The organism is Streptomyces sp. VNUA24, from assembly GCF_029167005.1.
GTDB classification, from domain to species: Bacteria; Actinomycetota; Actinomycetes; order Streptomycetales; family Streptomycetaceae; genus Streptomyces; species Streptomyces scabiei.
Genome location: NZ_CP119143.1, coordinates 4,572,824 through 4,597,810, shown reverse-complemented (window position 1 = coordinate 4,597,810; position 24,987 = coordinate 4,572,824). Strand labels below are relative to the sequence as shown.

General features: G+C 72.5%; 17 protein-coding genes and 1 riboswitch. Of the genes, 11 read left to right on the top strand and 6 right to left on the bottom strand.

Going from position 1 to position 24,987, the window contains the following annotated elements:
• Positions 1–28: 28 nt before the first annotated feature.
• Positions 29–1,318 carry an ATP-binding protein gene (locus PYR72_RS19330; protein ID WP_275456503.1) on the top strand — a complete coding sequence of 430 codons (1,290 nt, stop codon included), beginning with the start codon at positions 29–31 and terminating at the stop codon, positions 1,316–1,318.
• A complete protein-coding gene (locus PYR72_RS19325) occupies positions 1,315–2,214 on the top strand; it encodes a response regulator transcription factor (RefSeq protein WP_275456502.1) in 900 nt (299 codons plus the stop codon). The genes PYR72_RS19330 and PYR72_RS19325 overlap by 4 nt, the downstream gene beginning before the upstream one ends.
• 289 nt (positions 2,215–2,503) lie before the next feature.
• Here the strand turns inward: PYR72_RS19325 and PYR72_RS19320 are convergent, their stop codons facing one another.
• A complete protein-coding gene (locus PYR72_RS19320; RefSeq protein ID WP_275456501.1) occupies positions 2,504–3,583 on the bottom strand; it encodes an NlpC/P60 family protein in 1,080 nt (359 codons plus the stop codon).
• Positions 3,584–4,105: 522 nt separating this feature from the next.
• Between PYR72_RS19320 and PYR72_RS19315 the strand changes: the two genes are divergently transcribed.
• Complete coding sequence (locus tag PYR72_RS19315) at positions 4,106–4,459, top strand: hypothetical protein (protein WP_275456500.1); 354 nt, start codon at positions 4,106–4,108, stop codon at positions 4,457–4,459.
• Positions 4,460–4,501: 42 nt separating this feature from the next.
• On the opposite strand, the gene PYR72_RS19310 is transcribed toward PYR72_RS19315, so the two are convergent.
• Positions 4,502–5,782: an NlpC/P60 family protein gene (locus PYR72_RS19310; RefSeq protein ID WP_275456499.1), complete on the bottom strand. Its 1,281-nt coding sequence runs from the start codon at positions 5,780–5,782 to the stop codon at positions 4,502–4,504.
• Between the two features lie 8 nt (positions 5,783–5,790).
• A riboswitch (cyclic di-AMP (ydaO/yuaA leader) is annotated at positions 5,791–5,964 on the bottom strand.
• A gap of 263 nt (positions 5,965–6,227) precedes the next feature.
• Between PYR72_RS19310 and pcrA the strand changes: the two genes are divergently transcribed.
• Entirely contained in the window at positions 6,228–8,738 is a 2,511-nt protein-coding gene (pcrA, locus tag PYR72_RS19305) for a DNA helicase PcrA (protein ID WP_275456498.1), read from the top strand.
• 140 nt (positions 8,739–8,878) lie between these two features.
• Here the strand turns inward: pcrA and PYR72_RS19300 are convergent, their stop codons facing one another.
• Both PYR72_RS19300 and PYR72_RS19295 read right to left on the bottom strand, forming a co-directional pair.
• Positions 8,879–10,489 (bottom strand): M23 family metallopeptidase, encoded by a 1,611-nt coding sequence (locus PYR72_RS19300; RefSeq protein ID WP_275456497.1) that lies wholly within the window; start codon positions 10,487–10,489, stop codon positions 8,879–8,881.
• A 400-nt stretch (positions 10,490–10,889) separates the two neighbouring features.
• Positions 10,890–11,750: an alpha/beta fold hydrolase gene (locus tag PYR72_RS19295; RefSeq protein ID WP_275456496.1), complete on the bottom strand. Its 861-nt coding sequence runs from the start codon at positions 11,748–11,750 to the stop codon at positions 10,890–10,892.
• Positions 11,751–12,396: 646 nt separating this feature from the next.
• Here PYR72_RS19295 and PYR72_RS19290 point away from each other — a divergent pair.
• A complete protein-coding gene (locus PYR72_RS19290) occupies positions 12,397–12,813 on the top strand; it encodes a cobalamin B12-binding domain-containing protein (protein ID WP_275456495.1) in 417 nt (138 codons plus the stop codon).
• Between the two features lie 55 nt (positions 12,814–12,868).
• On the opposite strand, the gene PYR72_RS19285 is transcribed toward PYR72_RS19290, so the two are convergent.
• Complete coding sequence (locus PYR72_RS19285) at positions 12,869–14,506, bottom strand: DUF5691 domain-containing protein (RefSeq protein WP_275456494.1); 1,638 nt, start codon at positions 14,504–14,506, stop codon at positions 12,869–12,871.
• A gap of 62 nt (positions 14,507–14,568) precedes the next feature.
• A complete protein-coding gene (locus PYR72_RS19280) occupies positions 14,569–15,948 on the bottom strand; it encodes an SWIM zinc finger family protein (RefSeq protein WP_275456493.1) in 1,380 nt (459 codons plus the stop codon).
• 133 nt (positions 15,949–16,081) lie between these two features.
• Between PYR72_RS19280 and PYR72_RS19275 the strand changes: the two genes are divergently transcribed.
• The 6 genes from PYR72_RS19275 to sucD all read left to right on the top strand — a co-directional run bounded on the left by PYR72_RS19275 (position 16,082) and on the right by sucD (position 24,901).
• Entirely contained in the window at positions 16,082–17,236 is a 1,155-nt protein-coding gene (locus PYR72_RS19275; protein ID WP_275456492.1) for an AAA family ATPase, read from the top strand.
• Complete coding sequence (locus PYR72_RS19270) at positions 17,233–19,647, top strand: DUF5682 family protein (protein ID WP_275456491.1); 2,415 nt, start codon at positions 17,233–17,235, stop codon at positions 19,645–19,647. The genes PYR72_RS19275 and PYR72_RS19270 overlap by 4 nt, the downstream gene beginning before the upstream one ends.
• A 163-nt stretch (positions 19,648–19,810) precedes the next feature.
• Entirely contained in the window at positions 19,811–21,061 is a 1,251-nt protein-coding gene (locus tag PYR72_RS19265) for a VWA domain-containing protein (protein WP_275456490.1), read from the top strand.
• 243 nt (positions 21,062–21,304) lie between these two features.
• The gene (locus PYR72_RS19260) at positions 21,305–22,216 is read left to right on the top strand and encodes a hypothetical protein (RefSeq protein WP_275456489.1); all 912 of its coding nucleotides are present in this window, start codon (positions 21,305–21,307) and stop codon (positions 22,214–22,216) included.
• A gap of 600 nt (positions 22,217–22,816) precedes the next feature.
• Entirely contained in the window at positions 22,817–23,995 is a 1,179-nt protein-coding gene (gene sucC / locus PYR72_RS19255; RefSeq protein ID WP_275456488.1) for an ADP-forming succinate--CoA ligase subunit beta, read from the top strand.
• Positions 23,996–24,016: 21 nt separating this feature from the next.
• Positions 24,017–24,901, top strand: a complete 885-nt coding sequence (sucD, locus tag PYR72_RS19250) for a succinate--CoA ligase subunit alpha (protein WP_046915897.1) — start codon at positions 24,017–24,019, stop codon at positions 24,899–24,901.
• Positions 24,902–24,987 lie beyond the last annotated feature (86 nt).

The window sequence follows — 24,987 nt, the reverse complement described above, 5'->3', positions numbered from 1 at the left end:
ATCCGCCGTGCGTGTGAATATCGATGGCATGCCGGAAGCCGCAGCACTGCCAGTCGATACTCCGCGGCCCCCGCGCAAGCTCTACCGCAGCAGCGACGGACGCTGGCTCGGAGGCGTGGCGCGAGGGCTCGCCGGACATCTCGGTCTGCCCGTGACCTGGGTGCGGCTCGTCTTCGCCGGCCTCTTCCTCGCGGACGGCCTCGGTGCCCTGGTCTACGCGGCGTTCTGGTTCTTCGTCCCGCTCGGCGTGGGCGGCGTCGACAACCAGCGGCCGCCCGCCCTCGCCACCGAGACCTCCCCCGACGGCCGCCGCAGGCTCGTGGCCCGCAAACCCGACCGCGGCCAGATAGTCGCCCTGCTCCTCATGGTCGTCGTGGCCATGGTCTTCGTCGGCAACGTCGACCTCGGCGGAGCCGCCCGGGCCTATCTCTGGCCCACCGTGCTCGTCGCGGCCGGCGTCGCCCTGGTCTGGCGACAGGCGGACAACGCACGGCGGGCCCGCTGGGCCGAGGTCGGCCGTCGACGGCGGACGATCACGCTCCTTCGTTCCGTGGCCGGCGTCCTGCTGGTCACCGCGGGCGTGTCCGGGATATTCGTCCTGCAGGGCTCGGCCGCCCACCTGGGCTCGGTGCTGCAGGCCGCGCTCGCGGTGCTCGTGGGTATAACGCTGCTGGCCGGCCCGTATCTCGTCCGCATGACCCAGGACCTCTCCGAGGAGCGCCTGATGCGTATCCGCGCCCAGGAGCGCGCGGAGGTCGCGGCCCACGTCCATGACTCGGTGCTGCACACGCTGACCCTGATACAACGCAACGCGGACAGCCCGAACGAGGTGCGCCGCCTCGCCCGCGCCCAGGAGCGCGACCTGCGGAACTGGCTGTACAAGCCCGAGGGCACGGGGAAGGACGAGGACGACGAGCCGGACACCCTCGCGGAGGCCGTGCGACGCAACGCCGCGGAGGTCGAGGACAAGCACGGCGTTCCCATAGAGGTGGTGGTCGTGGGTGACTGCCCGCTCGACGAAGGACTGAGCGCACAGATGCAGGCCGCGCGCGAGGCGATGGTGAACGCGGCCAAGTACGGTGGCGAGGGCGGTGCCGTGCAGGTCTTCGCCGAGGTCGAGGGAAGGACGGTCTTCGTGTCCGTCCGTGACCGCGGTCCGGGCTTCGATCTCGACGCGATACCCGCCGACCGCATGGGGGTCAGAGAATCGATCATCGGCCGCATGGAGCGCAACGGCGGTACGGCACGGCTCCGCGCCGTACCGGACGGCGGCACGGAGGTCGAGTTGGAGATGGAGAGGGCGGAGACGACGTCATGAGTGACGCGAACGGGGCGAACGACCTTGCCGCAGGCGGTTCGGGCACGGGCCCGGCCGGGGACTGGAGCGGTGCGACCGCGCGGGGCACGGACGCGGCCGAGGGTGTGCCCGGCGAGTCCGGCCGGCCCGACTCGCCCTCCACGACCGCCGCGGTCGCCCCTGTCGGCGATCCGACCGGGCAGTCTGCTGCGGTCGAAAGCGGTGCCGGGGCGGGAGCCGCCGTCTCCGGGGCCGGGCGGCACGTCCGGGTCGTGCTGGTGGACGATCACCGGATGTTCCGTACGGGCGTGCAGGCCGAGATCGGGCAGACGGACCGTACCGGTGTGGAGGTCGTCGGGGAGGCGCCCGACGTCGACCAGGCGGTCTCGGTGATCACCAGTACGCGGCCCGAGGTGGTGCTCCTCGACGTGCATCTGCCCGGCGGCGGAGGCGTCGAAGTCCTGCGCCGCTGTTCCGCGTTGATGGCGGATGCCGAACAACCCGTCCGGTTCCTCGCGCTGTCCGTCTCTGATGCGGCGGAGGACGTGATCGGTGTGATCCGGGGAGGTGCGCGCGGCTATGTCACCAAGACGATCACCGGCTCGGACCTCGTCGACTCCATCTTCCGGGTGCAGGAGGGCGACGCCGTCTTCTCCCCTCGCCTGGCCGGCTTCGTTCTCGACGCCTTCGCCTCCACCGACGCCCCGCCCGTCGACGAGGATCTCGACCGGCTCACGCAGCGCGAACGCGAGGTGCTGCGTCTCATCGCCCGCGGTTACGCGTACAAGGAGATCGCCAAGCAGCTCTACATCTCGGTGAAGACGGTGGAGTCCCATGTCTCCGCCGTGCTGCGGAAGTTGCAGCTCTCCAATCGGCACGAGCTGACGAGATGGGCGACGGCACGACGTCTGGTGTGAGGAGCTGGAGGAGCTGACCGCGGGTGTCGGCGACCGGTGGCGCTGGCGGTGCCGGTGCTTCGGGCGGCGGGGCCGGCGCTCGGGCCTCGGCTTCCGGGAGCCGCCCGGTCCCGTTCACCGGCCCCGGACGGCTTGCCCGCCCAGCCCGGCCCGGGGCCGCCCAGCCCCGGCCCGCCCCGCTGCGCGTGCCTCCCGCCCCGTCTGCCCCGCCTCCTGCCAACCGGACGCGTCCTGGCTGGGGCGCCCGGTCGGCAGGCGAGTGTCCTGACCGAAGGCGTCCGGTCACGGGTCAGGTCACCCGCGTGGCTCCCGCGAAGGGCATCTCGTCGAGTGGGGCCACCCGCACCGGGGCCGAGGGGTTGGGCGCGTGGATCATCTGGCCGTTGCCGATGTAGATGCCGACATGGCTGATGCCGGAGTAGTAGAAGACGAGGTCGCCCGGGCGGAGTTCGGAACGGGAGACACGGCGGCCAGCGTTGATCTGGGAGTAGGTGGTGCGGGGGAGGGAGATGCCCGCGGCGCGGTAGGCCGCCAGGGTGAGACCGGAGCAGTCGAAGGCGTTCGGGCCGGTGGCGCCCCAGACGTAGGGGCTGCCGAGTTTGGAGAAGGCGTAGGAGACGGCCGCGGCGGCGCGGGAGTCGGGGGCGTCGGCGGTGGCGGAGGCCGGGGAGACCGGACCGGTGAGGTCGCGCCGGGGCGAGAGGGAGGAGCGGGAGGCGTGCCCCGTGGTGCCGCCCGAGGTGGCGAACCGTGCCCGGTCCTCCGTGGTGAGCCGGCCGAGCAGCCGCCGTGCGTCGGACAGCTTGGAGGTGACGGTCTTCTTGTGCCGCTTCAGCTCGGTCTGGCGCGTCTTGAGCGTGCCCAGCTCGACCCGGGCGGCGCCGCGCAGGCGTTCGATCTCCAGCAGTTGCTTCCGGACGCTGGCGACATCCGCCGACTGCCGGGTGCCGACCCGCTCGGCGAGGGCGGCGCCGTCCAGGTACCGGTCCGGGTCGGCGGAGAGCGCGAGCTGCCACGCGGGGTCCATGCCCCCGCGCCGGTACTGCGCCGCCGCCAGTGAACCCAGCTGGTCCCGTGCCGAGTTGAGCCGTTCGGTGCGGCGGGCGGCCTGGTCGCGCAGCTCCTCCAGGTTCTCCTGGGCCTTGTCGGCCTTCTCCTTCGCGCCGTTGTACTTCTCGGTGGCGACCTCGGCCTCGAGGAACAGCTTGTTCACTTTGGCCCTGACCTGTTCGGGCGTGAGCTGCGGGTCGGCGTGTCCGGTGCCGTCGAATCCGGTCGCCGTCGCGGCGCCCGCGAGGGCGAAGGTCGCGGCCGTGCGGACCGTATGGCCGCCGAGTGAGCGCTGTCTGGGCTTGCGGTGCGCTGCCACGTGGAGTCCACGTCCTCTCCGTACGACCGCCGTCCGCGGTACGGGCAGCGTCTGCCCGTACGGACCGCCTGGGGGGAGCGGTGGCACGTCCGGCGGCGGCCCGCACAGGGGGAGCGGGACGCCGCCGGACCTTCTCGGCGGTGGTGTCCGACTGCCGCCCCTGGCCGGGCGGCGGTGGGGAGCCGGTCACCTGAGGGAGGACGCTAAACCTGGGCGTGAGGGCCCGGTAACGCGTTGTACGGAAGTGGCGTGCACCGACCGTGAGGTGACCGTATGTGACCGTGATCTCACCCTGGCGCCGCCGCCTTCACGCTGAGCGATGACCGATCCGGTCATTTCGGACCACTCGGCGGCGTGACGGTGCTATGTGGCGCATATATGCAAGATCGAGTTCCGTGCCCCGGCAGTCCCAGAGGCTCCGGAGAACCCGGCAGCCCCAGAGGCTCCGGCAGTCCCAGAGGCCCCGGCGGTCCCGGCGACCCCCGCGCCCGGCCCGGTCGAGGGCTCTCATAGGCTCCGCGCATGGACGTACTCATCCACATCGTCGTCGCGCTCCACATCATCGGCATCGCCTCGCTCCTGGGCGGTTTCCTCACCCAGATGAAGGCCATGGGCCAGGGCACCGCCCGCTTCGTGCCCGCCATGCTCCACGGTGCCCTCACCATGCTCGTCACCGGCGTGCTCCTCGTCGGCCTCAACCAGGCCGACGACCAGCCCGTGAACAACATCAAGATCGGCGTCAAGCTCGCCCTGCTGATCGTGATCCTGGGGCTGGTCTATGTGAAGCGGGACGAGGAGAAGGTGGCGAAGCCGCTGTTCGGCCTGGTGGGGGCGCTGACCGTCGCGAACGTCTTCATCGCGGTGCTCTGGACCTGACGGTCCACGCCTCCCGGCGACCGTGCTTCCCGGCGACCGTGCCTACGCCGGCCGCACCACGCTGTGGACCGAGGACTCGCCGTCGTGGAAGACCGACTCCTCGCGGACGTACGTGCCCGGCTTCGGGGCGTGGATCATCATGCTGTTGCCGATGTAGAGACCGACGTGGCCGACGGTGTCGTGGAAGAGGACGAGGTCGCCCGGCCTGGCGTCGGCGAGGGGGACCGTGGTGCCGGCGGCGGCCTGGTCGTGGGTGGTGCGGGGGAGGTCGACGCCGGCGGCCTTCCAGGCGGCCTGGGTGAGGCCGGAGGGGTCGTAGGACCCGGGGCCGGTGGCGCCCCAGACGTACGGCTTGCCGATCTGCGCGCGGGCGAAGGCGATGGCCTTGGCGGCCTTCGTGGCGTACGCGGAGTCCTCCACCGGGACGGTGGACCCCGGGGTGGTGTCGGTGAACGTCCCCGTGCCGGTCGAGGCGTCCTCCGGGGTTGCCCACGAGCCCCCCTGGCCCGCCTGGGAGTCCTGCCCGTCCTGGGGGCCCTGGGCTTCCCGGGACTCCTGGGGCGCCGTCCGGGCCGCCTGCTGCCGAGCGAGTTCCTCCGCCTCGCGGTCGGCCTCCTCCCGCTCGCGCTGCTCGATCGCGCCGAGCCGGGTCCTCTCCTCGGCGGTGAGGGCGGACAGCAGTTCGCGGGCCCGGGCGAGCTTCGCCTGGACCGTGGCCTTGCGGGCCTTGAGGGTGTTCTGTGTCTCGGTGAGCTGGTCGAGGCTGTCGCTCGCCTCCCCGCGCTGCTCAGCCGCCTCGGCCAGGTCGCTCGCAGACTCGTCGACGGCTGCCTTCTGACGGCCCGTCGGCTGACCCGTCGGCTGACCCGCCGACCGGTCCGCCAGCTGTTCCGTCCGCTGGTTCCGGTCGAGGTAGGCCCGCAGGTCGTCCGCCGCCGACGGGGACGCCTGGTCGGAGGCCGCCGCGCCCGTGCGGTTCTCGGCCGCGGCGGGGGAACCCGGTTCCTCCCGCGTCTCGTTGAGCTTCTCCTGGCGCTTGGTGACGGCTTCGAGGAGGGTCTCGACCTGCCTCTTCGGCCTGGGCGTCTTCTCCCTGGCCGTGTTGTAGATCTCGGTCGTCGAACCGGCCCGGCGGTAGAGGTCGCCGACCTTCTTCTCGACCTCCTCCAGACTCGGCTTGTCGTCGGCGGAGGGCGCAGCCGTGGCCGTGGCCGTGCCCGTCTGGGAGAGCAGCGCCACGGAGGTGAGGGCTGCGGTCGCGAGAGCGGGGGTGCGTATGCCCGCGCGCGTTCCGGCCGGACGCGGCTTGCGGTGCGGCGCCATGGTTCGGCGTCTCCTTCCGTGGTCCGCCTACCGAGTTAGCTGTCGGGTTCGGGCGCATGCTTCGGAAGGTTTGCCCTACGGCCCTTGCCGCGTGCGGCGGTCGGGCCGATTCACCCCGGAGAACGGTGGGTCCCCGGCTCCGGCTGCCCCGATGGGCGCACCGGACTCGGCGGAGGTCGTGCGGCCCGGCGACGTTCGCCGGTTGGGTCGTACGGCCCAGAAGAAAAAGTTAGCCAACTCGTGTGGTCCGTGTGAAGGTTGATGTTCGATATGCCCGATACGTTTTCGTGACCTTAGCCTCTTCCGCGTGACAGGCGGTACGCTCGATCGCTCACCGTCGCACCGCGGTCGCGGTACGTGGCGCGGCGGGGCGGGTGCGCGGCCGGACGCGGACTTCCCGGGGCGGCCTCCCGCTGTCAGTGCGGGCGCCTAGACTCGGAGAGCGATGAGCAGCCTCTTTGACGACAGCTTCCTGGCGGACCTCCAGGCCCCCCGCGGCCACGCGGAGGAGCCCCCGCCGCCGCCCGAGGACGATCACGTACCGGAGTCGCTTCCGGACGATCTGTTCGGCGGGAAGTTCGACGTGCCTCCGGACCGGGACGCGTACTACCGCGACGGCGCCCCCCGCCCCGCGATCGACGCGGCGGCGCTGCTGGAGGGGCTGAACGACAACCAGCGCGCGGCCGTGGTCCACGCGGGCTCGCCCCTGCTCATCGTCGCCGGCGCCGGCTCCGGCAAGACCCGGGTGCTCACCCACCGCATCGCGCACCTGCTCGGCGAGCGGCGGGTCCACCCGGGGCAGATCCTCGCGATCACCTTCACCAACAAGGCCGCCGGCGAGATGAAGGAGCGCGTCGAGCAGCTCGTCGGCCCGCGCGCGAACGCGATGTGGGTCATGACCTTCCACAGCGCGTGCGTCCGGATCCTGCGGCGCGAGTCCAAGAAGCTCGGCTTCACGTCCTCCTTCTCGATCTACGACGCCGCCGACAGCAAGCGCCTGATGGCGCTCGTCTGCCGCGATCTGGACCTCGACCCGAAGCGCTTCCCGCCCAAGTCCTTCAGCGCCAAGATCTCGAACCTGAAGAACGAGCTGATCGACGAGGAGGACTTCGCCGCCCAGGCCACCGACGGCTTCGAGAAGACCCTCGCCCAGGCGTACGCGCTCTACCAGTCCCGCCTCCGCGAGGCGAACGCGCTCGACTTCGACGACCTGATCATGACGACGGTCAATCTGCTGCGCGCCTTCCCGGACGTCGCCGAGCACTATCGCCGCCGCTTCCGGCATGTCCTCGTCGACGAGTACCAGGACACCAACCACGCGCAGTACGCCCTGGTCAGAGAGCTGGTCGGCACCTCCGAGCACCCCGTGGACGTACCCCCCAACGAGTGGGACGTACCGCCCGCCGAGCTCTGCGTGGTGGGTGACGCCGACCAGTCGATCTACGCCTTCCGCGGCGCGACCATCCGCAACATCCTCCAGTTCGAGGAGGACTACCCGGACGCGACGACGATCCTGCTGGAGCAGAACTACCGCTCCACCCAGACCATCCTGAGCGCGGCCAACGCGGTCATCGAGCGCAACGAGTCCCGCCGCCCGAAGAACCTGTGGACCAACGCGGGCGCGGGCGCGCAGATCACCGGCTATGTCGCCGACACCGAGCACGACGAGGCCCAGTTCGTCGCCGACGAGATAGACCGGCTGACGGACGCGGGCGACGCGAAGGCCGGGGACGTCGCGGTCTTCTACCGGACGAACGCCCAGTCCCGTGTCTTCGAAGAGGTGTTCATCCGCGTCGGCCTGCCCTACAAGGTCGTCGGCGGCGTCCGCTTCTACGAGCGCAAGGAGGTCCGGGACGTCCTCGCGTATCTGCGTGTCCTCGCCAACCCGGAGGACTCCGTCCCGCTGCGCCGCATCCTCAACGTGCCCAAGCGCGGCATCGGCGACCGCGCGGAGGCGATGATCGACGCCCTGTCGCAGCGCGAGAAGATCAGCTTCCCGCAGGCGCTCAAGCGTGTCGACGAGGCCTACGGCATGGCGGCCCGGTCGACCAACGCGGTCAAGCGGTTCAACACGCTGATGGACGACCTGCGCACGGTCGTCGAGTCCGGCGCCGGACCCGCGACCATCCTGGAGGCGGTCCTCGAACGGACCGGCTACCTGGCCGAGTTGCAGGCGTCCACCGACCCCCAGGACGAGACCCGCATCGAGAACCTCCAGGAACTCGCCGCCGTCGCCCTGGAGTTCGAGCAGGAGTCCGGGGCCGCGGAAGCCGAGGGCGAGGCGGCGGCCGCGAACCCCGCCGGGCTCCCCGCCTTCCTGGAGCGGGTGGCGCTGGTGGCCGACTCCGACCAGATCCCGGACGAGGAGGAGGACGGCTCGGGCGTCATCACGCTCATGACCCTCCACACCGCCAAGGGCCTGGAGTTCCCGGTCGTCTTCCTCACCGGCATGGAGGACGGCGTCTTCCCGCACATGCGCGCCCTCGGCCAGACCAAGGAACTGGAGGAGGAGCGCCGTCTCGCGTACGTCGGGATCACCCGCGCGCGGGAACGGCTCTACCTCACCCGTTCCTCGCTCCGCAGCGCCTGGGGCCAGCCGTCGTACAACCCGCCGTCCCGCTTCCTGGAGGAGATCCCGGCGACCCATCTGGAGTGGAAGCGCACGGGTGCCTCCACACCGGTGTCCTCCGGACCGGCCTCCGGGATCGCGTCCTCGCTGTCGTCGTCCCGGTCCCGTTCCTCGGCCTCGGGGGCGTCCGGCTTCGCGACCCGCCGCGGCAACGAGAAGCCGGTGGTCTCGCTCGCCGTGGGCGACCGCGTCACCCACGACCAGTTCGGTCTCGGCACGGTCGTCGGCGTCGGGGGCTCGGGCGCCAACGCGGAGGCGACGATCGACTTCGGCGACGCCAAGCCGAAGCGGCTGCTGCTGCGGTACGCGCCGGTGGAGAAGCTGTAGCGGAGGGCGCGGGTCCGCCGTCCCGTGACACACGTCGGGCCCCTGCGTCGGCAGGGGCCCGGTCTTCGCTCGGATCCGTCTTGGTTCTGCTCGCTCTTCGTTCCCGTTGTCCGTGACGGTGGCCGCCGCCGCGGCGTCCGTCAGGTCGGGTCCAGTCCGTGGCTGCGCAGCCACGGCAGGGGGTCGATGGCGGAGCCGCCCGCCGGGTGGACCTCGAAGTGCAGGTGCGGGCCGGTCGAGTTGCCCGAGTTGCCGGAGTAGGCGATGGTGTCGCCGGCCTTCACGGTCGTACCGGAGGCGACCTTGTACGTGGAGAGGTGGCAGTACCAGGTCTCGGTGCCGTCCTTGGCGGTGACGATGACCATGTTGCCGTAGGCGGAGTTCCACTGGGTGCGCACGGTGCCGTCGGTCGCCGCCATCACCGGGGTGCCGTACGAGACCGGGAAGTCTATGCCGGTGTGCAGGGACATCCAGTTGACGCCGGACTGCCCGTAGTAGGCGCTCAGTCCGTGCTGGGAGACCGGGAGCGCGAACTTCGGCCGCAGCCGCTCCTTGCGCGCCGCGTCGGCCGCCGCCTTCTTCTGCTCCAGCTCCTGCTGCGCCTTGAGGTCGATGCGCTCCTGCGTCCGGCTCGCCCGGTCGGCGAAGTCGTCGGCCTCGGCGGAGAGGCTCTCCAGCTGGGTGTCGAGCTGGTTGTTGGCGGTGGACGGCTTCACGGCGGTGGCGTCCGACTTGACCGACGCCGTCGTCTCCGTGTCGTCCGACGTGGCGCCGACCGAGGCGGCCGCGATCCCCGCGACCCCCATGACACAGGCCGAGGGAACGGCCACGGTCAGCAGGGCGGAACGTTTGGCCGGAGGCTTGCGGCGCGACCGGGAGGCCGCGCGCGTGGCCGCCCTGCCGGGGCCGGCGCTCCTGGTCTCCGCCGGGGCGACCTCCTCCTCGCCGTCGAGGAGCGCAACGCGGTCCGCGTCCTCGCTCTCGAACTCGTCGTCCTCGGAGGGGTGTTCGTCCTGGTCGAACGGGGCGAGCTGCTCGAAGGTCGCGGTCGCCTGCTGGTGGAAGTCCGCCTCGGCCGAGAGGTCCACCACCACGGTCTGCGGGTGCTCGTGGGCCTCGTACGACTCGGAGGAGCTGCCACCGTGTTCGTACGACTCCGCGGCGGCGTCCTCGTGCTCGTCGCCGGCCGGGGTGCCGTCGCTGTTCCACTGCGTGGCGTCGAACGCGCCCGTGTCGAAGTGCTGGGCGCCGACCCACTGCTGGGTCTGGTCGGAGTGTCCCGACAGGCCCGTCTCGTCGGACGCTTCGGCCTGCAGCCAGCCGCTCGCGTCCCACTGGCCGCTCGCGTCGGGGCCCGACGGCTGGGTCGGGACCTGGGAGAGGTGGTCGTAACCGGCGGACCAGGACGTCGTTTCGTAACTGCCCGTGTCGTACGCGGCGTGGTGCTGCGCGGCGTACGGGTCGTAGTTCAGCGTCTGGTGGTTGCCCGTCGACCACTGCGAGGCGTCGTAGGAGCCGGTGCCGGTGCCGGTGTCATGGCCGGGCAGGTGACCGAAGAGGGGGTCGGTCGCGAAGGTACCGGTGGCGGGGGCGCCGTTGCCGGAGTCGAAACCGGTGGCGGGGACATCGCCGTACGTGGTGAAGTCGCCATAGCTGGCTTCCTGGTGGCCGTACGACGCGTAGTGCGCCGGGTCGGCTTCGGAAGCCGGAGCCGGGGGTGTTGCGGTCCCCGACAGATGACGATCGTTCACCAACTTCTCTTTCGCCTCGACGACAGGGGCTGGCAGAGCAGTGCGGCGACTGTACCCGGCGGTATGCGGGCGCGACAATCTTCAACGGGTTTCGTGCGCGCAGGAAACGGGCATTCGAGCGTCTTTCGGCGGTCAGTGGGGACGACCTTGGCCTTGCGTTCGAGAGCTGTTCGATAGTCGGTCGTCGTGTGGGGGTGACGGGACGCCCGTGCCGCCGGGGTCGAGGCGTTTCTCGGGGTGACGGCGGGCCGGAGGTGGGGCGCGTTCTCGCCGTCGGAAGGAGTGGCGCGGATCGGGCGCATGGTGGGGGCGCGTGGATGTGCGCCGGGTTTACCGCCTTACCTCCCTGTTCTGCCGCCGTGTGGCGAGCGTCACCATGCCGCTCTCGGCGGCAGCGGGCTCACGCGACGGTCAGGCCGCCCGGGCGGGCGGTGCTGCGGACGCCGGTCGACGGGTCGTCCAGCGCCTGCCGTATCTCGCCGACGACGGTGGGGTGCACGGGCAGCGCGAGGTGTCCGATGCCGGTGACCCGGATGTTCCGTGCCACCAGGTCGGGGTGGTCGATACCGGCGGTCTCCAGCGGGACCATCACATGGTCCAGATCGCTCCAGAACGCCACGAAATGCGTACGGCAGCCGGGAGCGGGCTCCCGCAGTTCCTCCAGCACCGCCGAACCGGGCCGCATCTGGCGGACGATGGGGTGCGCGTCCGCCAGCGGCACGGCCAGGGTCCCGCCGTGCGGGGTGCCGAGCGTGACGAGCGTACGGACGCGGAGGTCGCCGCCGAGCCGCTGCACGTAGTACCGCGCTATCAGTCCGCCGAGGCTGTGTCCGACGATGTCCACCCGGTCCTGGCCCGTGCGCTCGCAGACCTCCTCGATGTGCCGGCCGAGCAGTTCGGCGGCGGTGCGGATGTCACGGGTGAGGGGGGAGTAGTTGAGCGATTCGAGGTGCCGGCCGCCGTGCTGGGCGAGGGCGCGGCGCAGCAGGACGAAGACCGAGCGGTTGTCGATGAACCCGTGCAGCAGGACGACCGGGGGCCGCTCCTCGGTGGGGAGCCTGGGGGTGTCCGCCGCGGGGATCTCGGGGGCGGTCCGGCGCTCCTGGGTCATGCCGGACGGATAGAGCAGCAGGTGACCGGCCAGGATCGCCAGTTCCAGTGCGGTCGCCTTGAGCAGTGCCACGGAGAGGCCCGCGAGGCTCGTGGGCAGCAGTCGCTCGCAGAGCGGAAGAAGGGGCGTGACCGCCCTGGTGACCTTCATGCGACCTCCCGTCGGCAGACGGGCGGACGTCTGTGTCCCCCCGTGTGCCCTAGTGAAGGGTCGCGGACGGGAGCGGCGGGTGGCGGGTGCGGGGCGGCGTGACGCGATGCGTGTGGCGCGCGTGACGTGCGGTGCGTGTGCGATGCCTGAGGCGCCGATCACGCGGCGGGGTCCGGCGCTCCCGATCCCCCGCTGCCCTGTCCTCCGCCGTCTGCCGGTGCCGGTCCGTCCCGTCACCGTGACTCTTCGCGGCAGTGGGGCGGTACGGCGTCCTTCCGACGACTCTTCTGGTGCGCACGCTACCCCGTGGCGCGCACGCCGCGGGAGCCTGTGGCGTGCGGCCCGGGCGCAGCCCGGATGCCGCGATCACCTCCGTGATCACCTCGGTCCCCGCGACGCGTGAGCCGCGGAAACCGGGAGCAGTGCGCGGCGAACGTGTCCCATCGTGTGATGTCCCCCTCGCCCAGGACCGCGAAACTGCCGGTTACGGGATGCTGGAGTCAACGTGCGTTCCCTTCCGGGGAACCGCGGTGCGGGTAGGTGTCTTATGAAACCGATGCCTGATGTGAGCGGTTCTGCGCGGTTCGCGCGACATGGGTAGCTGTGTTCTGTTACGGGTTGGTTCAGTCGTTTCATGGAGGCAGTGATGGGTGTGGCAGCCGGTCCGATCCGCGTGGTCGTCGCCAAGCCGGGGCTCGACGGCCACGACCGGGGAGCCAAGGTGATCGCGCGGGCGCTGCGCGACGCCGGCATGGAGGTCATCTACACCGGCCTCCACCAGACTCCCGAACAGATCGTCGACACCGCGATCCAGGAGGACGCCGACGCGATCGGCCTCTCCATCCTCTCCGGCGCCCACAACACGCTCTTCGCGGCCGTCATCGACCTGTTGAAGGAGCGCGACGCCGAGGACATCCTCGTCTTCGGCGGTGGCATCATCCCCGAGGCGGACATCGCGCCCCTCAAGGACAAGGGAGTCGCCGAGATCTTCACGCCCGGGGCGACGACGGCGTCGATCGTGGAGTGGGTACGGGCGAACGCGCGGCAATCGACGGGGACTTAGGGAGGGGCCGCGCCGGTACCCGCACGCCGCCGAGAAGGACGGTCCGGGCCGGCCCTCAGACGCCGTCCGTCCCCGCCAGCTCACCCCGCATCGTCGCCCGCAGCCGCAACGTCGTCGCGAGCCGCTGGAACGCCTCCGCCCAGTACCCGCCCGCTCCCGGCGCCGCGTCCTCCGCATCCTCCGGCGTCGCGGTGAGCGGCTGGAGCCGCACCGCCTCCGCCGGATCCAGGCACCGCTCGGCCAGCCCCATCACACCACTGAAGCTCCATGGGTAACTCCCCGCGTCCCGAGCGATGTTGAGCGCGTCCACCACCGCCCGCCCCAGCGGGGGAGCCCACGGCACCGCGCACACCCCGAGCAGCTGGAACGCCTCCGACAGACCGTGCGTGGCGATGAACCCCGCCACCCACTCGGCCCGTTCCCCGCTTTCCAGCGTCGCCAGCAGCTTCGCCCGCTCGGCCAGCGACAACGCTCCCGGCCCGCCGGCCTCCGGTGTGGAGGGCGATCCCAGCAACGCCCGCGACCAGGCGGGATCCCGCTGTCGCACCGCCGCCCGGCACCACGCCCCGTGCACCTCGCCCTGCCAGCCGTCCGCGACCGGCAGTGCCACGATCTCCGCCGGTGTACGCCCCCCGAACCGCCGTGACCACGCCCCGAGCGGTGTCGCCTCCACCAACTGGCCCAGCCACCACGACCGTTCACCTCGCCCGGCCGGAGCCTTGGCCACCACGCCGTCCCGTTCCATACCGGGATCGCACTCGTGCGGGGCCTCGACCGCGAGCACGGTGGTTCCGGCGGTCGCCGTCGTGCCGCCCGTGTGGTCGACGGACACACACGCGGTCGCCCGTCTCGCCATCCGCCCCGCGAGCGCGGAGCCGGGCAGGGCGGACAGCAACTCCGCGGCCGTGGCCCGCACATTGCGGCTGCGGTCGGCCAACGCGGCCTCCAGGAAGGGCTCGTCCGCCGCCTCCAGCCCCGTGCGCAGCGTGTCGAGGAACAGGAGCCGGTCCTCGGCCCGCTCCGTCGACCACGTGCCCGACAGCATCGCGCGGGCCGAGGCGGCGTCCTCGGCCCGTATCGCCGTGAGCAGGGCGACGCGCTCCGCGAACAGGCCCTCCCGCCACAGGCGCCGGACCCGCTCGGGCTCGTCCGGGCCGGGCAGGGCCGCACCGCCGCCGGGTGCGGCGCGCAGCGCGAAACGCCACTCCTTGTTCAGCCGGGCCAGCCACAACGCCCGCTCGCCCGCGAAGGCGAGGACGGCGGGACGCAGATCGGTACGGCCGCGCGCCGCGTCCAGCAGCGCGGGCAGGGACTGCGGCGGCGCCGCGTAGCCGTGCGCGTTGGCCGAGGCCAGCCACTGGGGCAGCAGTTCCATCAGGTCGGGCGCGGTGCCCCGGCGTCCGCCACCGGTGCCGGGCCGGTCGGCCAGCAGCGTGGCCAGCCTTCGCGCCGCGGCGGGCGGCAGCGGCGGCCGCTCGTCCGGTGCCACCGGCGCCGGCCCGGCCGCCGCCCGCACCGGCCGTATCCCCGCCCGGCGCCGCACGGTCTCCACGGCCGCCGCGTCCAGCAACGCCACGGGCGCGGCGCGCCCCGTCGCGGGCCCGGCCGGCGTACGGCGGTCCGTCCCGAGCAGGGCGGACGTGACCAGCTCCTCCCATGTGGGCCGCGCCGAGGCGTCTGACGCGCTGCTCATGAGGTTCCTTCCGTCCGCCGCGCACCACTGCCCGCCACCATCGCCGCCGCTCCCGCCTTCGCTCAGCACAGCGTCACCGCCGGTCCGGCCGCCTGGCGCGCGCCCTCGGCCTCCGCCCACGCCGTCAGCGGGGTGAAGCCCCGGTGGCCGCACTCGCCGAAGACCGTCACGGGCAGTCCGCCGGAGAGGGACAGCAGACGCCACAGACCGGGGCGGGAGCGGGCGGAGGAGGTGAGGGGGAGGGCGAGATCGCCGTCGGCGTCCGCCAGTTGCCAGCGGTCGCCGTCCGGGACGGGGACCACGCGACCGAGGGTGACCGGGACGGAGTCCAGCCAGGGATCGTCCCGCAGGGCCGCGCCGTAGCGGGCCGCCGCCTCGGACGGAGTGATCCCCGGGGGACGTGCGGCGGAGGGTTCGGGCGCGGTGAAACGCTCGCCCAGGGCCGCCCGCAGCTGACCGGCACCCGGGTACGCCGACACCTCCGCCTCGAAGGCCAGCCCGACCGGCAGCGACAGCTCGGGGGCGCGGCCGGCGGCCCCGTAGGAGAGCAGCAGCGCCGTACGGCCCGACCCGAGGCCGTGCAACCAGATGCGACGGGTGGTCAGGGAGGCGTGGGCGTCGGACGTGTCGTACTGGGCGAGGACGAGCCAGCGGTCGTGGACCGGCGGGCCGTCCGGCGAGCCGGTCAGACCGATCCGGGAGCCGACCGTGGCCGCGAGACCCTTCGGCAGAGCATCGCGGCGCAGCCAGCCCTGGTCGAGAAGGTGCAGCAGAGCGCACTCCTCCAGCAGACGGGCCGGCCAGCCGGGGCCTGAGCCCGGTACGGCGCCCAACTCCCGCACGCGTGCGGCCAGTCCCGGAGCCTGGGCGTCGACCATGCGGGCCGCCGTCTCCTCCCACAGCCCGTACCCCGCCTGTTCCGCGGCGGCCAGGCCGCCGCGGAACAGGTCGGTCAGTCGCTGTTCGAGCTCCGTCGCGCCCGCGGTGACACGGTCGGCGCGCCGCTCGGCCCGGCGGCGCGCCGCCTCGGGGTCAGCGGACGTGGCCCCAGATGCCGCGCCCGTCCTCGTCGTCCTCGCCGCTGTGCGCGTACGGCGGCCGGACAGCCACTGCTGCGCCCAGTCCGGCGCCTGTCCGGACGGCACCGCGGCGGCGTCGCCCGCCCAGAGCAGGAGCAGCCCCAGCGCATGCTTGCACGGGAACTTCCTGCTCGGACAACCGCACTTGTACGCGGGCCCCGCGGAGTCCGCCACGTCGATGATCGTCTGATACGGCTTGCTGCCACTTCCTTTGCACAGTCCCCACACCGTCCCCTCGTCCGAACTGCCAGTACCCGACCACGGCCCTGCCGCGGCGAGTTTGCTTCCGGCTTTGCGCGACGCTGCGTCAGGTGCCAATGCCAGCACCTGCTCAGCCGTCCAGCGCACCCCCTGCTGAGTCATGTTCCGAAGGTAGATCCCACCACTGACAATTGGCTTGCGCGATCCAATTTCCGCAGGTCAGACTGGATTGTCAGTGGCGTGGTGCAGTGTGGTCAGCAGATCCGAACCGGCCGAGCTGGAGGGGGACTCAGCCATGCCTGCGTCCATTGGAACGACCACTGTCGACCCGAGCCGCAACCAGTCCGCGCCCGCGAACACGCGCACGGGCGGTGAGGTGCTGCGGGCGCACGCCGAGCACGCCTTCGCCGAGGAACTGACTGCGCTGGCCGCCCACGACGACCGGCCCCGGCCGGCCCGCTGGAAGCTCTCCCCGTGGGCCGTGGCCACCTATCTGCTCGGCGGGACGCTCCCCGACGGCACAGTGATCACACCGAAGTACGTCGGCCCCCGCCGCATCGTCGAGGTCGCGGTCACCACGCTCGCCACCGACCGCGCCCTGCTCCTGCTCGGCGTGCCCGGTACGGCCAAGACCTGGGTCTCCGAACACCTGGCGGCCGCCGTCAGCGGCGACTCCACGCTGCTCGTGCAGGGCACGGCCGGCACCCCGGAGGAGGCGATCCGCTACGGCTGGAACTACGCGCAGCTGCTCGCCCACGGCCCGAGCCGCGACGCCCTCGTGCCCAGCCCCGTCATGCGGGCCATGGCGGAGGGCATGACGGCCCGCGTCGAGGAGCTGACCCGCATCCCGGCCGACGTCCAGGACACCCTGATCACGATCCTGTCCGAGAAGACGCTGCCGATACCGGAGCTGGGGCAGGAGGTGCAGGCCGTCCGGGGTTTCAACCTCATCGCCACGGCCAACGACCGCGACCGCGGGGTGAACGACCTGTCGAGCGCGCTGCGCCGCCGTTTCAACACCGTGGTGCTGCCGCTGCCGGAGAGCGCCGACGCCGAGGTCGACATCGTCTCGCGCCGCGTCGACCAGATCGGCCGCTCCCTGGACCTGCCGGCCGTGCCCGACGGCGTCGACGAGATCCGCCGCGTCGTCACGGTCTTCCGCGAGCTGCGCGACGGCATCACGACGGACGGCCGGACGAAGCTGAAGTCGCCCAGCGGCACGCTGTCCACCGCCGAGGCGATCTCCGTCGTCACCGGCGGCCTCGCCCTCGCCGCCCACTTCGGCGACGGCGTCCTGCGCCCCTCCGACGTGGCCGCCGGCATCCTCGGCGCCGTCGTCCGTGACCCGGCCGCCGACCGGGTCGTCTGGCAGGAGTACCTGGAGGCGGTCGTCCGCGAGCGCGACGGCTGGACCGACTTCTACCGCGCGTGCCGCGAGGTGAGCGCGTGACGGGACAGGAGGAGGTGCGGGCCCGGGGAGCGGGCGGGGTGCGGGGGGCCGGGCCGCTGCTGCTCGGCGTGCGGCATCACGGGCCGGGATCGGCACGGGCCGTGCGGGCGGCGCTGGACGCGGCTCGGCCCGAGGTCGTGCTGATCGAGGGGCCGCCGGAGGCGGATGCGCTCGTTCCGCTCGCGGCCGACGAGGACATGCGGCCCCCGGTCGCGCTCCTCGCCCACGCCGTCGACGAGCCGGGCCGCTCCTCCTTCTGGCCCTTCGCCGAGTTCTCCCCGGAGTGGGTCGCCCTGCGCTGGGCCCTGGACCACGGTGTCCCGGCCCGCTTCATCGACCTCCCGGCCGCACACACGCTGGCCTGGGAGAGAGGGGAACCGGAGGTAGCCGCTCCGGACGGGCCGCCCGCCGAGCCGGACGAGGCCCTGCGGGGTGATCCGCTCGCCGCACTCGCCGAGGCCGCCGGGTACGACGACGCCGAGCGATGGTGGGAGGACGTCGTCGAGCACCGGGGGACGGGCGGGGACGTGTTCGCCCCGTTCGCCGTGCTGGAGGAGGCCATGGGGGCGCTGCGGGAGGTGTACGGCAGCGCGGGGCGCGACCGTGATCCGGTGCGCGAGGCGTACATGCGCCTGCAACTGCGCGCCGCGCGGGCGGAGTTCGGGGACGACGGCGTGGCCGTGGTGTGCGGTGCCTGGCACGTGCCCGCACTGCGGGAGAAGCGGACCGTGGCCGCCGACCGGGCCGCCTTGAAGGGCCTGCCCAGGGTCAGGGCCGACATGACCTGGGTGCCGTGGACGAACCGGCGACTGGCCCGCGCCGGCGGCTACGGGGCGGGAATCGACTCCCCGGGCTGGTACGGGCATCTGTTCGCCGCACCCGACCGCCCCGTGGAGCGATGGCTCACCAGGGTGGCGGGGCTGCTGCGCGCGGAGGACCGGATCGTGTCCTCCGCCCACGTCATCGAGGCGGTACGGCTGGCCGAGACGCTCGCCGCGATGCGCGGCCGCCCACTGCCGGGCCTCACCGAGACCACCGACGCCGTACGGGCGGTGATGTGCGACGGATCGGACGTACCGCTGTCGCTGGTGGCGGACCGGCTGGTGGTCGGCGACGTCCTCGGGGAGGTGCCCGACACGGCCCCTGCGGTGCCGCTGCAGCGGGACCTCACCCGGCTCCAGCGCGGGCTGCGGCTCAAGCCGGAGGCGCTGGAGCGGGAGGTGGAGCTCGACCTGCGCAAGGAGAACGACGCCGAGCGCAGCCGTCTGCTGCACCGGCTGCGGCTGCTCGGCGTCGAGTGGGGGGAGCCGACGACCTCGCGCGGCAGCACGGGCACGTTCCGGGAGACCTGGCGGCTGCGCTGGGAGCCCGAGCTGTCCGTGCGCGTCGCCGAGGCCGGAGTCTGGGGGACCACCGTGCTCGCGGCGACGACCGCCAAGGCCGAGGCGGACGCCGTCGCGGCCGGGTCGCTCGCCGGCATCACCGGCCTCGCCGAGCGCTGTCTCCTCGCCGGACTCCCCGACGCCCTGCCCGTCGTGATGCGCGTGCTCGCCGACCGTGCCGCCCTCGACGCCGACGTCGGCCGGCTCGCCCAGGCGCTCCCGGCCCTCGTCCGCTCGCTGCGCTACGGCGACGTCCGCGCCACCGACACCCGGGCGCTGGCCGAGGTCGCCGCCGGGCTCGCCGAGCGGGTCTTCGTCGGTCTGCCGCCCGCGTGCGCCGCGCTCGACACCGAGGCGGCACAGGAGATGCGCCGTCATGTCGACGCCGTGCACGGGGCGGTGGGCCTGCTCGGCGAAGCCGCCCCGGCGGTCGCCGCGACGGCGGACGACGCCAGCACGAGCGCGACCGGGACCGGGATACGGGGCCGCTGGCACGCGGTGCTCCACGTCCTCTCCGGACGGGACACGGTGCCGGGTGCGATCCGCGGGCGCGCCGTACGACTGCTGCTGGACGACGGCGAGTTGGCGCAGGACGAGGCGGCGCGGCTCATGGGGCTCGTGCTGTCGCCGGGGACGGCCCCGGCGGATGCGGCGGCGTGGATCGAGGGCTTCGTCGGCGGCGGCTCCGGCGGCGGAATGCTGCTCGTGCACGACGAACGGCTCCTCGCCCTGGTGGACGCCTGGCTCACCGGGGTACCGGCGGACGCGTTCACGGACGTACTGCCGTTGCTGCGGCGGACGTTCTCGGCGTACGAGCCGGGGGTGCGCCGCACGCTCGGCGAGCAGGTGCGGCGCGGACCGGGGCGGCGGGCGAGCGCGGCGGCCGGCGGCGGCGTACCCGGCTTCGCCGACGACCTGGACAGCGGCAGGGCGGACGCGGTGCTGCCGGTGCTGCGGCTGCTGCTCGGTCTCGACGGTGACGACGGCCGGGCGACCACGGAAGACGACCTGGTGGGGGTGGCGGGATGACGACCGAACGACTGCGCGAGCCCGGGCGGGGCGACGGCCCGATGGACGGAGCGAGGGACACCGGAGACGGGAACGGGCGTGGACAGGGAACGCGTCCGGGCAGGCGTCCGGCGACCGTCACGGTGATGCCGCTCTGGGCCCGGCCCGGGGCGGGGGTGCGCCCATGACGACCGGGGCGCGGACGCCGACGGAGGCAGGGGCGGAGGCACGGGCGGAGGAACAGACGGAGCACCGGGCGGAAGCGCGGCCGGAGGACCAGGCGGCGACGGACGCGGCCGACGAACGGCTGCGGCGCTGGCGGCTCGTGCTCGGCGGGGAGGCGGCGGACGGCACCGGGCACACGCTCGGCGGGCGCGACGCGGCGATGGACCAGGCGCTGTCCGCGCTGTACGGGAAGGGGGACAAGCCGCGCGCGGGGCAGGACCGTTCGGCGGGGCTCGGGGCGTCGGCGCCGTCCGTGGCGCGGTGGCTGGGGGACATCCGGACGTACTTCCCCTCCTCGGTCGTCCAGGTCATGCAGCGGGACGCCATCGACCGGCTGGGGCTGGCCGCGCTGCTGCTGGAGCCGGAGATGCTGGAGGCGGTGGAGGCGGACGTCCACCTCGTCGGCACCCTGCTCTCCCTCAACAAGGCCATGCCCGAGACGACCAGGGAGACCGCGCGGGCCGTCGTACGGAAGGTCGTCGAGGACCTGGAGAAGCGGCTCGCGACCCGGACCCGGGCCACGCTCACCGGCGCCCTCGACCGCAGTGCCCGCGTCAACCGGCCGCGCCACCACGACATCGACTGGAACCGCACGATCGCCGCCAACCTCAAGAACTACCTGCCGGACCACCGGACGGTCGTGCCCGAGCGGCTCATCGGCTACGGGCGGGCCTCGCGGTCGGTGAAGAAGGAGGTCGTCCTCTGCATCGACCAGTCCGGGTCGATGGCGGCCTCGGTCGTCCACGCGTCGGTGTTCGGGGCGGTGCTGGCGTCCATGCGGTCCCTCAGCACCCGGCTCGTCGTCTTCGACACGGCGGTCGTCGACCTCACCGACCAACTCGACGATCCGGTCGACGTCCTGTTCGGCACCCAGCTCGGGGGTGGCACGGACATCAACAGGGCGCTCGCGTACTGCCAGTCGCGCATCACCCGGCCCGCAGACACCGTGGTCGTGCTCATCAGCGACCTCTACGAGGGCGGGATACGCGACGAGATGCTGAAGCGGGTGGCGGCGATGAAGGCGTCGGGGGTGCAGTTCGTGACCCTGCTCGCCCTCTCCGACGAGGGAACGCCGGCCTACGACCGCGACCACGCGGCGTCCCTCGCGGCGCTCGGCGCACCCGCGTTCGCCTGCACGCCCGACCTCTTCCCGGAGGTGATGGCGGCGGCGATCGAGAAGCGGCCGTTGCCGATCCCGGACCGTGCGTGAAGGAGACCGCGGACGGACGACCGGACGGAGACGGGTGGGCCGTGACCGACGCGGTAGTCGATAACCGGACAAGGGAGGTTGAAAAGCGGACATGACCCTGCGTCGGTGACAGGGGGCTTGCGCGACGGCGGGAGTCCCGTGCGAGGATCGGCGGCGCTTCACAGCCTTCACACGGGCGTTCGCATCTCATGCGCTTTCACCCCGTACTCCGCCGTTCCGTCGCACGGGAGGGTCCTCCCCGTCTTGACCGCAGCAGCCCCGCTCCCCGGTGCCGGTGCCGTCCTGCGCGTGACGCGCGGGGCGGCCGGGCGTCGTGCGGTGCGGGTGGGGCTGCTGGTGGGCGGGCTGTTCGCGCTGGGCGTCCTGTGCGGCGCGCGGGCGAGCGCGGCGGACGAGGGGACGTCGGCCGTGTCCTCCCTTTCGGCCGCCGTCCCCACTGCCGCCACCGACCGGGTCGCTCCCGGCACCGGGCGGACCGGTCCGGTACTGCGGCCGGTGACCGAGCAGGTCGTACCGCCGGTCGTCCCTCCCGTGTTACGGCCCGTCACCGCGAGCGTGCCGGTGCTGGTGGATGACCTCGTCGAGACGGTCACCGGAGTGACGGCCGGGGTGGTGCCGCAGCTTCCCCCGGCGGGCGGCACGCCGTCGCTGCCCGAGGTGCCGGGGCTCCCGGAGCCGTCCGCGGGGACGACGCTGCCGGCGGAGGCTCCGCCTGTGGCGGTGACGCCGCGGGAGCCGGACCGGGCGGTGGCCGGCAGCCGCGGCCCGGCCGTCGACGATGACGACGGGAGCGGCGGGAGCGGCGGAAGCGGTGGCGAACGGGCTGCCGTCGCCCCCTCCGTCGCGTTCGGGCCGAAGGGTGTGGTCGGCGGCGCGACGGTCGTGTCGGCTCTTCTCCGCGACGCCGGTGCTGGTGCCGGTGCCGGGGACGATTCGCTCGTGCGGGTGTCTGCGCGATGGAGTCCCGGCGGTCCGGTGACCGGCGTCCTCGGCGGACGCTCCGCCGTGGACAACGGCGGGCCCCGCCACATGGAGGCGTCCACCCTCACCTCGCTCGACCGGGCGCCGCTGGGCGTCGTACCCGGCGCTCCCGTGACCGACGCCCCGGACGGCGTCCGGGACCGGCACCGGGACGTCCCCGAGTTCCCCGGCTAGGACCGGTCCCGGCTAGCACCGGTCCTGCCCTGCGCCGGTCTGTCGTCCCCTCTCGCGCGGAGCCCCGGCTCCACGGCCGACGCCTCCGCGGCGCGGCCCCGGCACCGGCCGAGACACCCCCGCGCCGCCCCGGGACATGACCCTCGCCCCGCCCCCGTAGCCGCGGTTTCGGGGGCGGCCCCAGACAGCCGACCCACGGCTCGCACCCGGACGGCCGAAAGCCGTCGGCCCGGTCCGGGCGGGAGTCGGGGACGGTGGCGGACGGTCTCCGATCGGGGAGGAGATCAACCGCCGGGGGCCCTTCGAACACGAGTGAAGGGCCTCGTAGGGACCTCACCGGACGTACCCCCGTCCGGTGAGGTCCCGCATACGCGGCACGGGGTGCCAGTGAGCGCGGCATCATGTGACAGGTATCACCGCTCAGGTGTGACCCGCGATTTAGGGGCCTCCCGGAAGCAGCGATAACCTGCGAGACGGACATGCCGCGCGCTCGGACACCGTGTGCGCCTCCCTTGTGACTCACGGCGGACGTCACGTTGCCCTTCGCGGCACGCCCACGCATCCAACGAACCGCTAGCTCACTGATAGGGACGGACGCGCGTGGACCTGTTCGAGTACCAGGCGAGGGACCTCTTCGCCAAGCACGATGTACCGGTGCTGGCCGGTGAAGTCATCGACACGCCTGAGGCGGCTCGCGCAGCCACCGAGCGTCTGGGTGGCAAGTCCGTGGTCAAGGCCCAGGTGAAGGTCGGCGGCCGCGGCAAGGCCGGCGGCGTGAAGCTCGCGGCGACCGCCGACGAGGCGGTCGAGCACGCGACCAACATCCTCGGCATGGACATCAAGGGCCACACGGTCCACAAGGTGATGATCGCCGAGACCGCTCCGGAGATCGTCGAGGAGTACTACGTCTCGTACCTCCTCGACCGCACCAACCGCACCTTCCTCTCCATCGCCTCCGTCGAGGGCGGCATGGAGATCGAGGAGGTGGCGGCCACCCGCCCCGAGGCCGTCGCCAAGACGCCGATCGACGCCAACGAGGGTGTGACCCCCGCGAAGGCCCGCGAGATCGTCGAGGCCGCGAACTTCCCGGCCGAGGTGGCCGACAAGGTCGCCGACGTCCTCGTGACGCTGTGGAAGACCTTCATCGAGGAGGACGCCCTCCTCGTCGAGGTCAACCCGCTGGCGAAGGTCGCCTCCGGCGACGTCATCGCCCTCGACGGCAAGGTCTCCCTGGACGAGAACGCGGACTTCCGCCACCCCGACCACGAGGAGCTCGTCGACCACGCGGCCGCGAACCCCCTGGAGGCCGCGGCCAAGGAGAAGAACCTCAACTACGTCAAGCTCGACGGTGAGGTCGGCATCATCGGCAACGGCGCGGGTCTCGTCATGAGCACCCTGGACGTCGTCGCGTACGCCGGTGAGAACCACGGTGGCGTCAAGCCCGCCAACTTCCTCGACATCGGCGGTGGCGCCTCCGCCGCCGTCATGGCGAACGGCCTGGAGATCATCCTGGGCGACCCGGACGTCAAGTCCGTGTTCGTCAACGTCTTCGGTGGCATCACCGCCTGTGACGAGGTCGCCAACGGCATCGTCCAGGCCCTGCAGCTGCTCAAGGACAAGGGCGAGGAAGTCACCAAGCCCCTCGTCGTCCGTCTGGACGGCAACAACGCCGAGCTGGGTCGCAAGATCCTCTCCGACGCCAACCACCCGCTGGTCCAGCGCGTGGACACCATGGACGGCGCGGCCGACAAGGCCGCCGAGCTCGCGGCCGCGAAGTAAGGGACGAGGGACAGAACAGCCATGGCTATCTTCCTCAACAAGGAATCCAAGGTCATCGTCCAGGGCATGACCGGTGCCACGGGCATGAAGCACACCAAGCTCATGCTGGCCGACGGCACGAACATCGTCGGTGGCGTGAACCCCCGCAAGGCGGGCACGACCGTCGACGTCGACGGCACCGAGATCCCGGTCTTCGGCACCGTCGCCGAGGCGATCGAGAAGACGGGCGCCAACGTGTCCGTCCTCTTCGTGCCGCCGGCCTTCGCCAAGGCCGCCGTCGTCGAGGCCATCGACGCCGAGATCCCGCTCGCGGTCGTCATCACCGAGGGCATCGCCGTCCACGACTCGGCCGCGTTCTACGCGTACGCCGGGTCCAAGGGCAACAAGACCCGGATCATCGGCCCGAACTGCCCGGGTCTGATCACCCCCGGCCAGTCGAACGCCGGCATCATCCCCGGTGACATCACCAAGCCGGGCCGCATCGGTCTGGTCTCGAAGTCCGGCACGCTGACGTACCAGATGATGTACGAACTCCGTGACATCGGCTTCTCCTCGGCCGTCGGCATCGGTGGCGACCCGGTCATCGGTACGACGCACATCGACGCGCTCGCCGCGTTCGAGGCCGACCCCGACACCGACCTCATCGTGATGATCGGTGAGATCGGTGGCGACGCGGAGGAGCGTGCCGCCGACTACATCAAGGCGAACGTGAAGAAGCCCGTCGTCGGTTACGTCGCCGGCTTCACCGCGCCCGAGGGCAAGACGATGGGCCACGCCGGCGCCATCGTCTCCGGCTCCTCCGGTACGGCCGCCGCGAAGAAGGAGGCCCTGGAGGCCGCCGGCGTCAAGGTGGGCAAGACGCCCACCGAGACGGCGAAGCTCGCGCGCGAGATCCTCGGCGGCTGACCTTCGGCTCGGCCGAGCCTTCGCGGGCCCGCACCCCTCCTCCGGGGGTGCGGGCCCGCAGGCGTTCCCGGGGGCTACCGACGCCA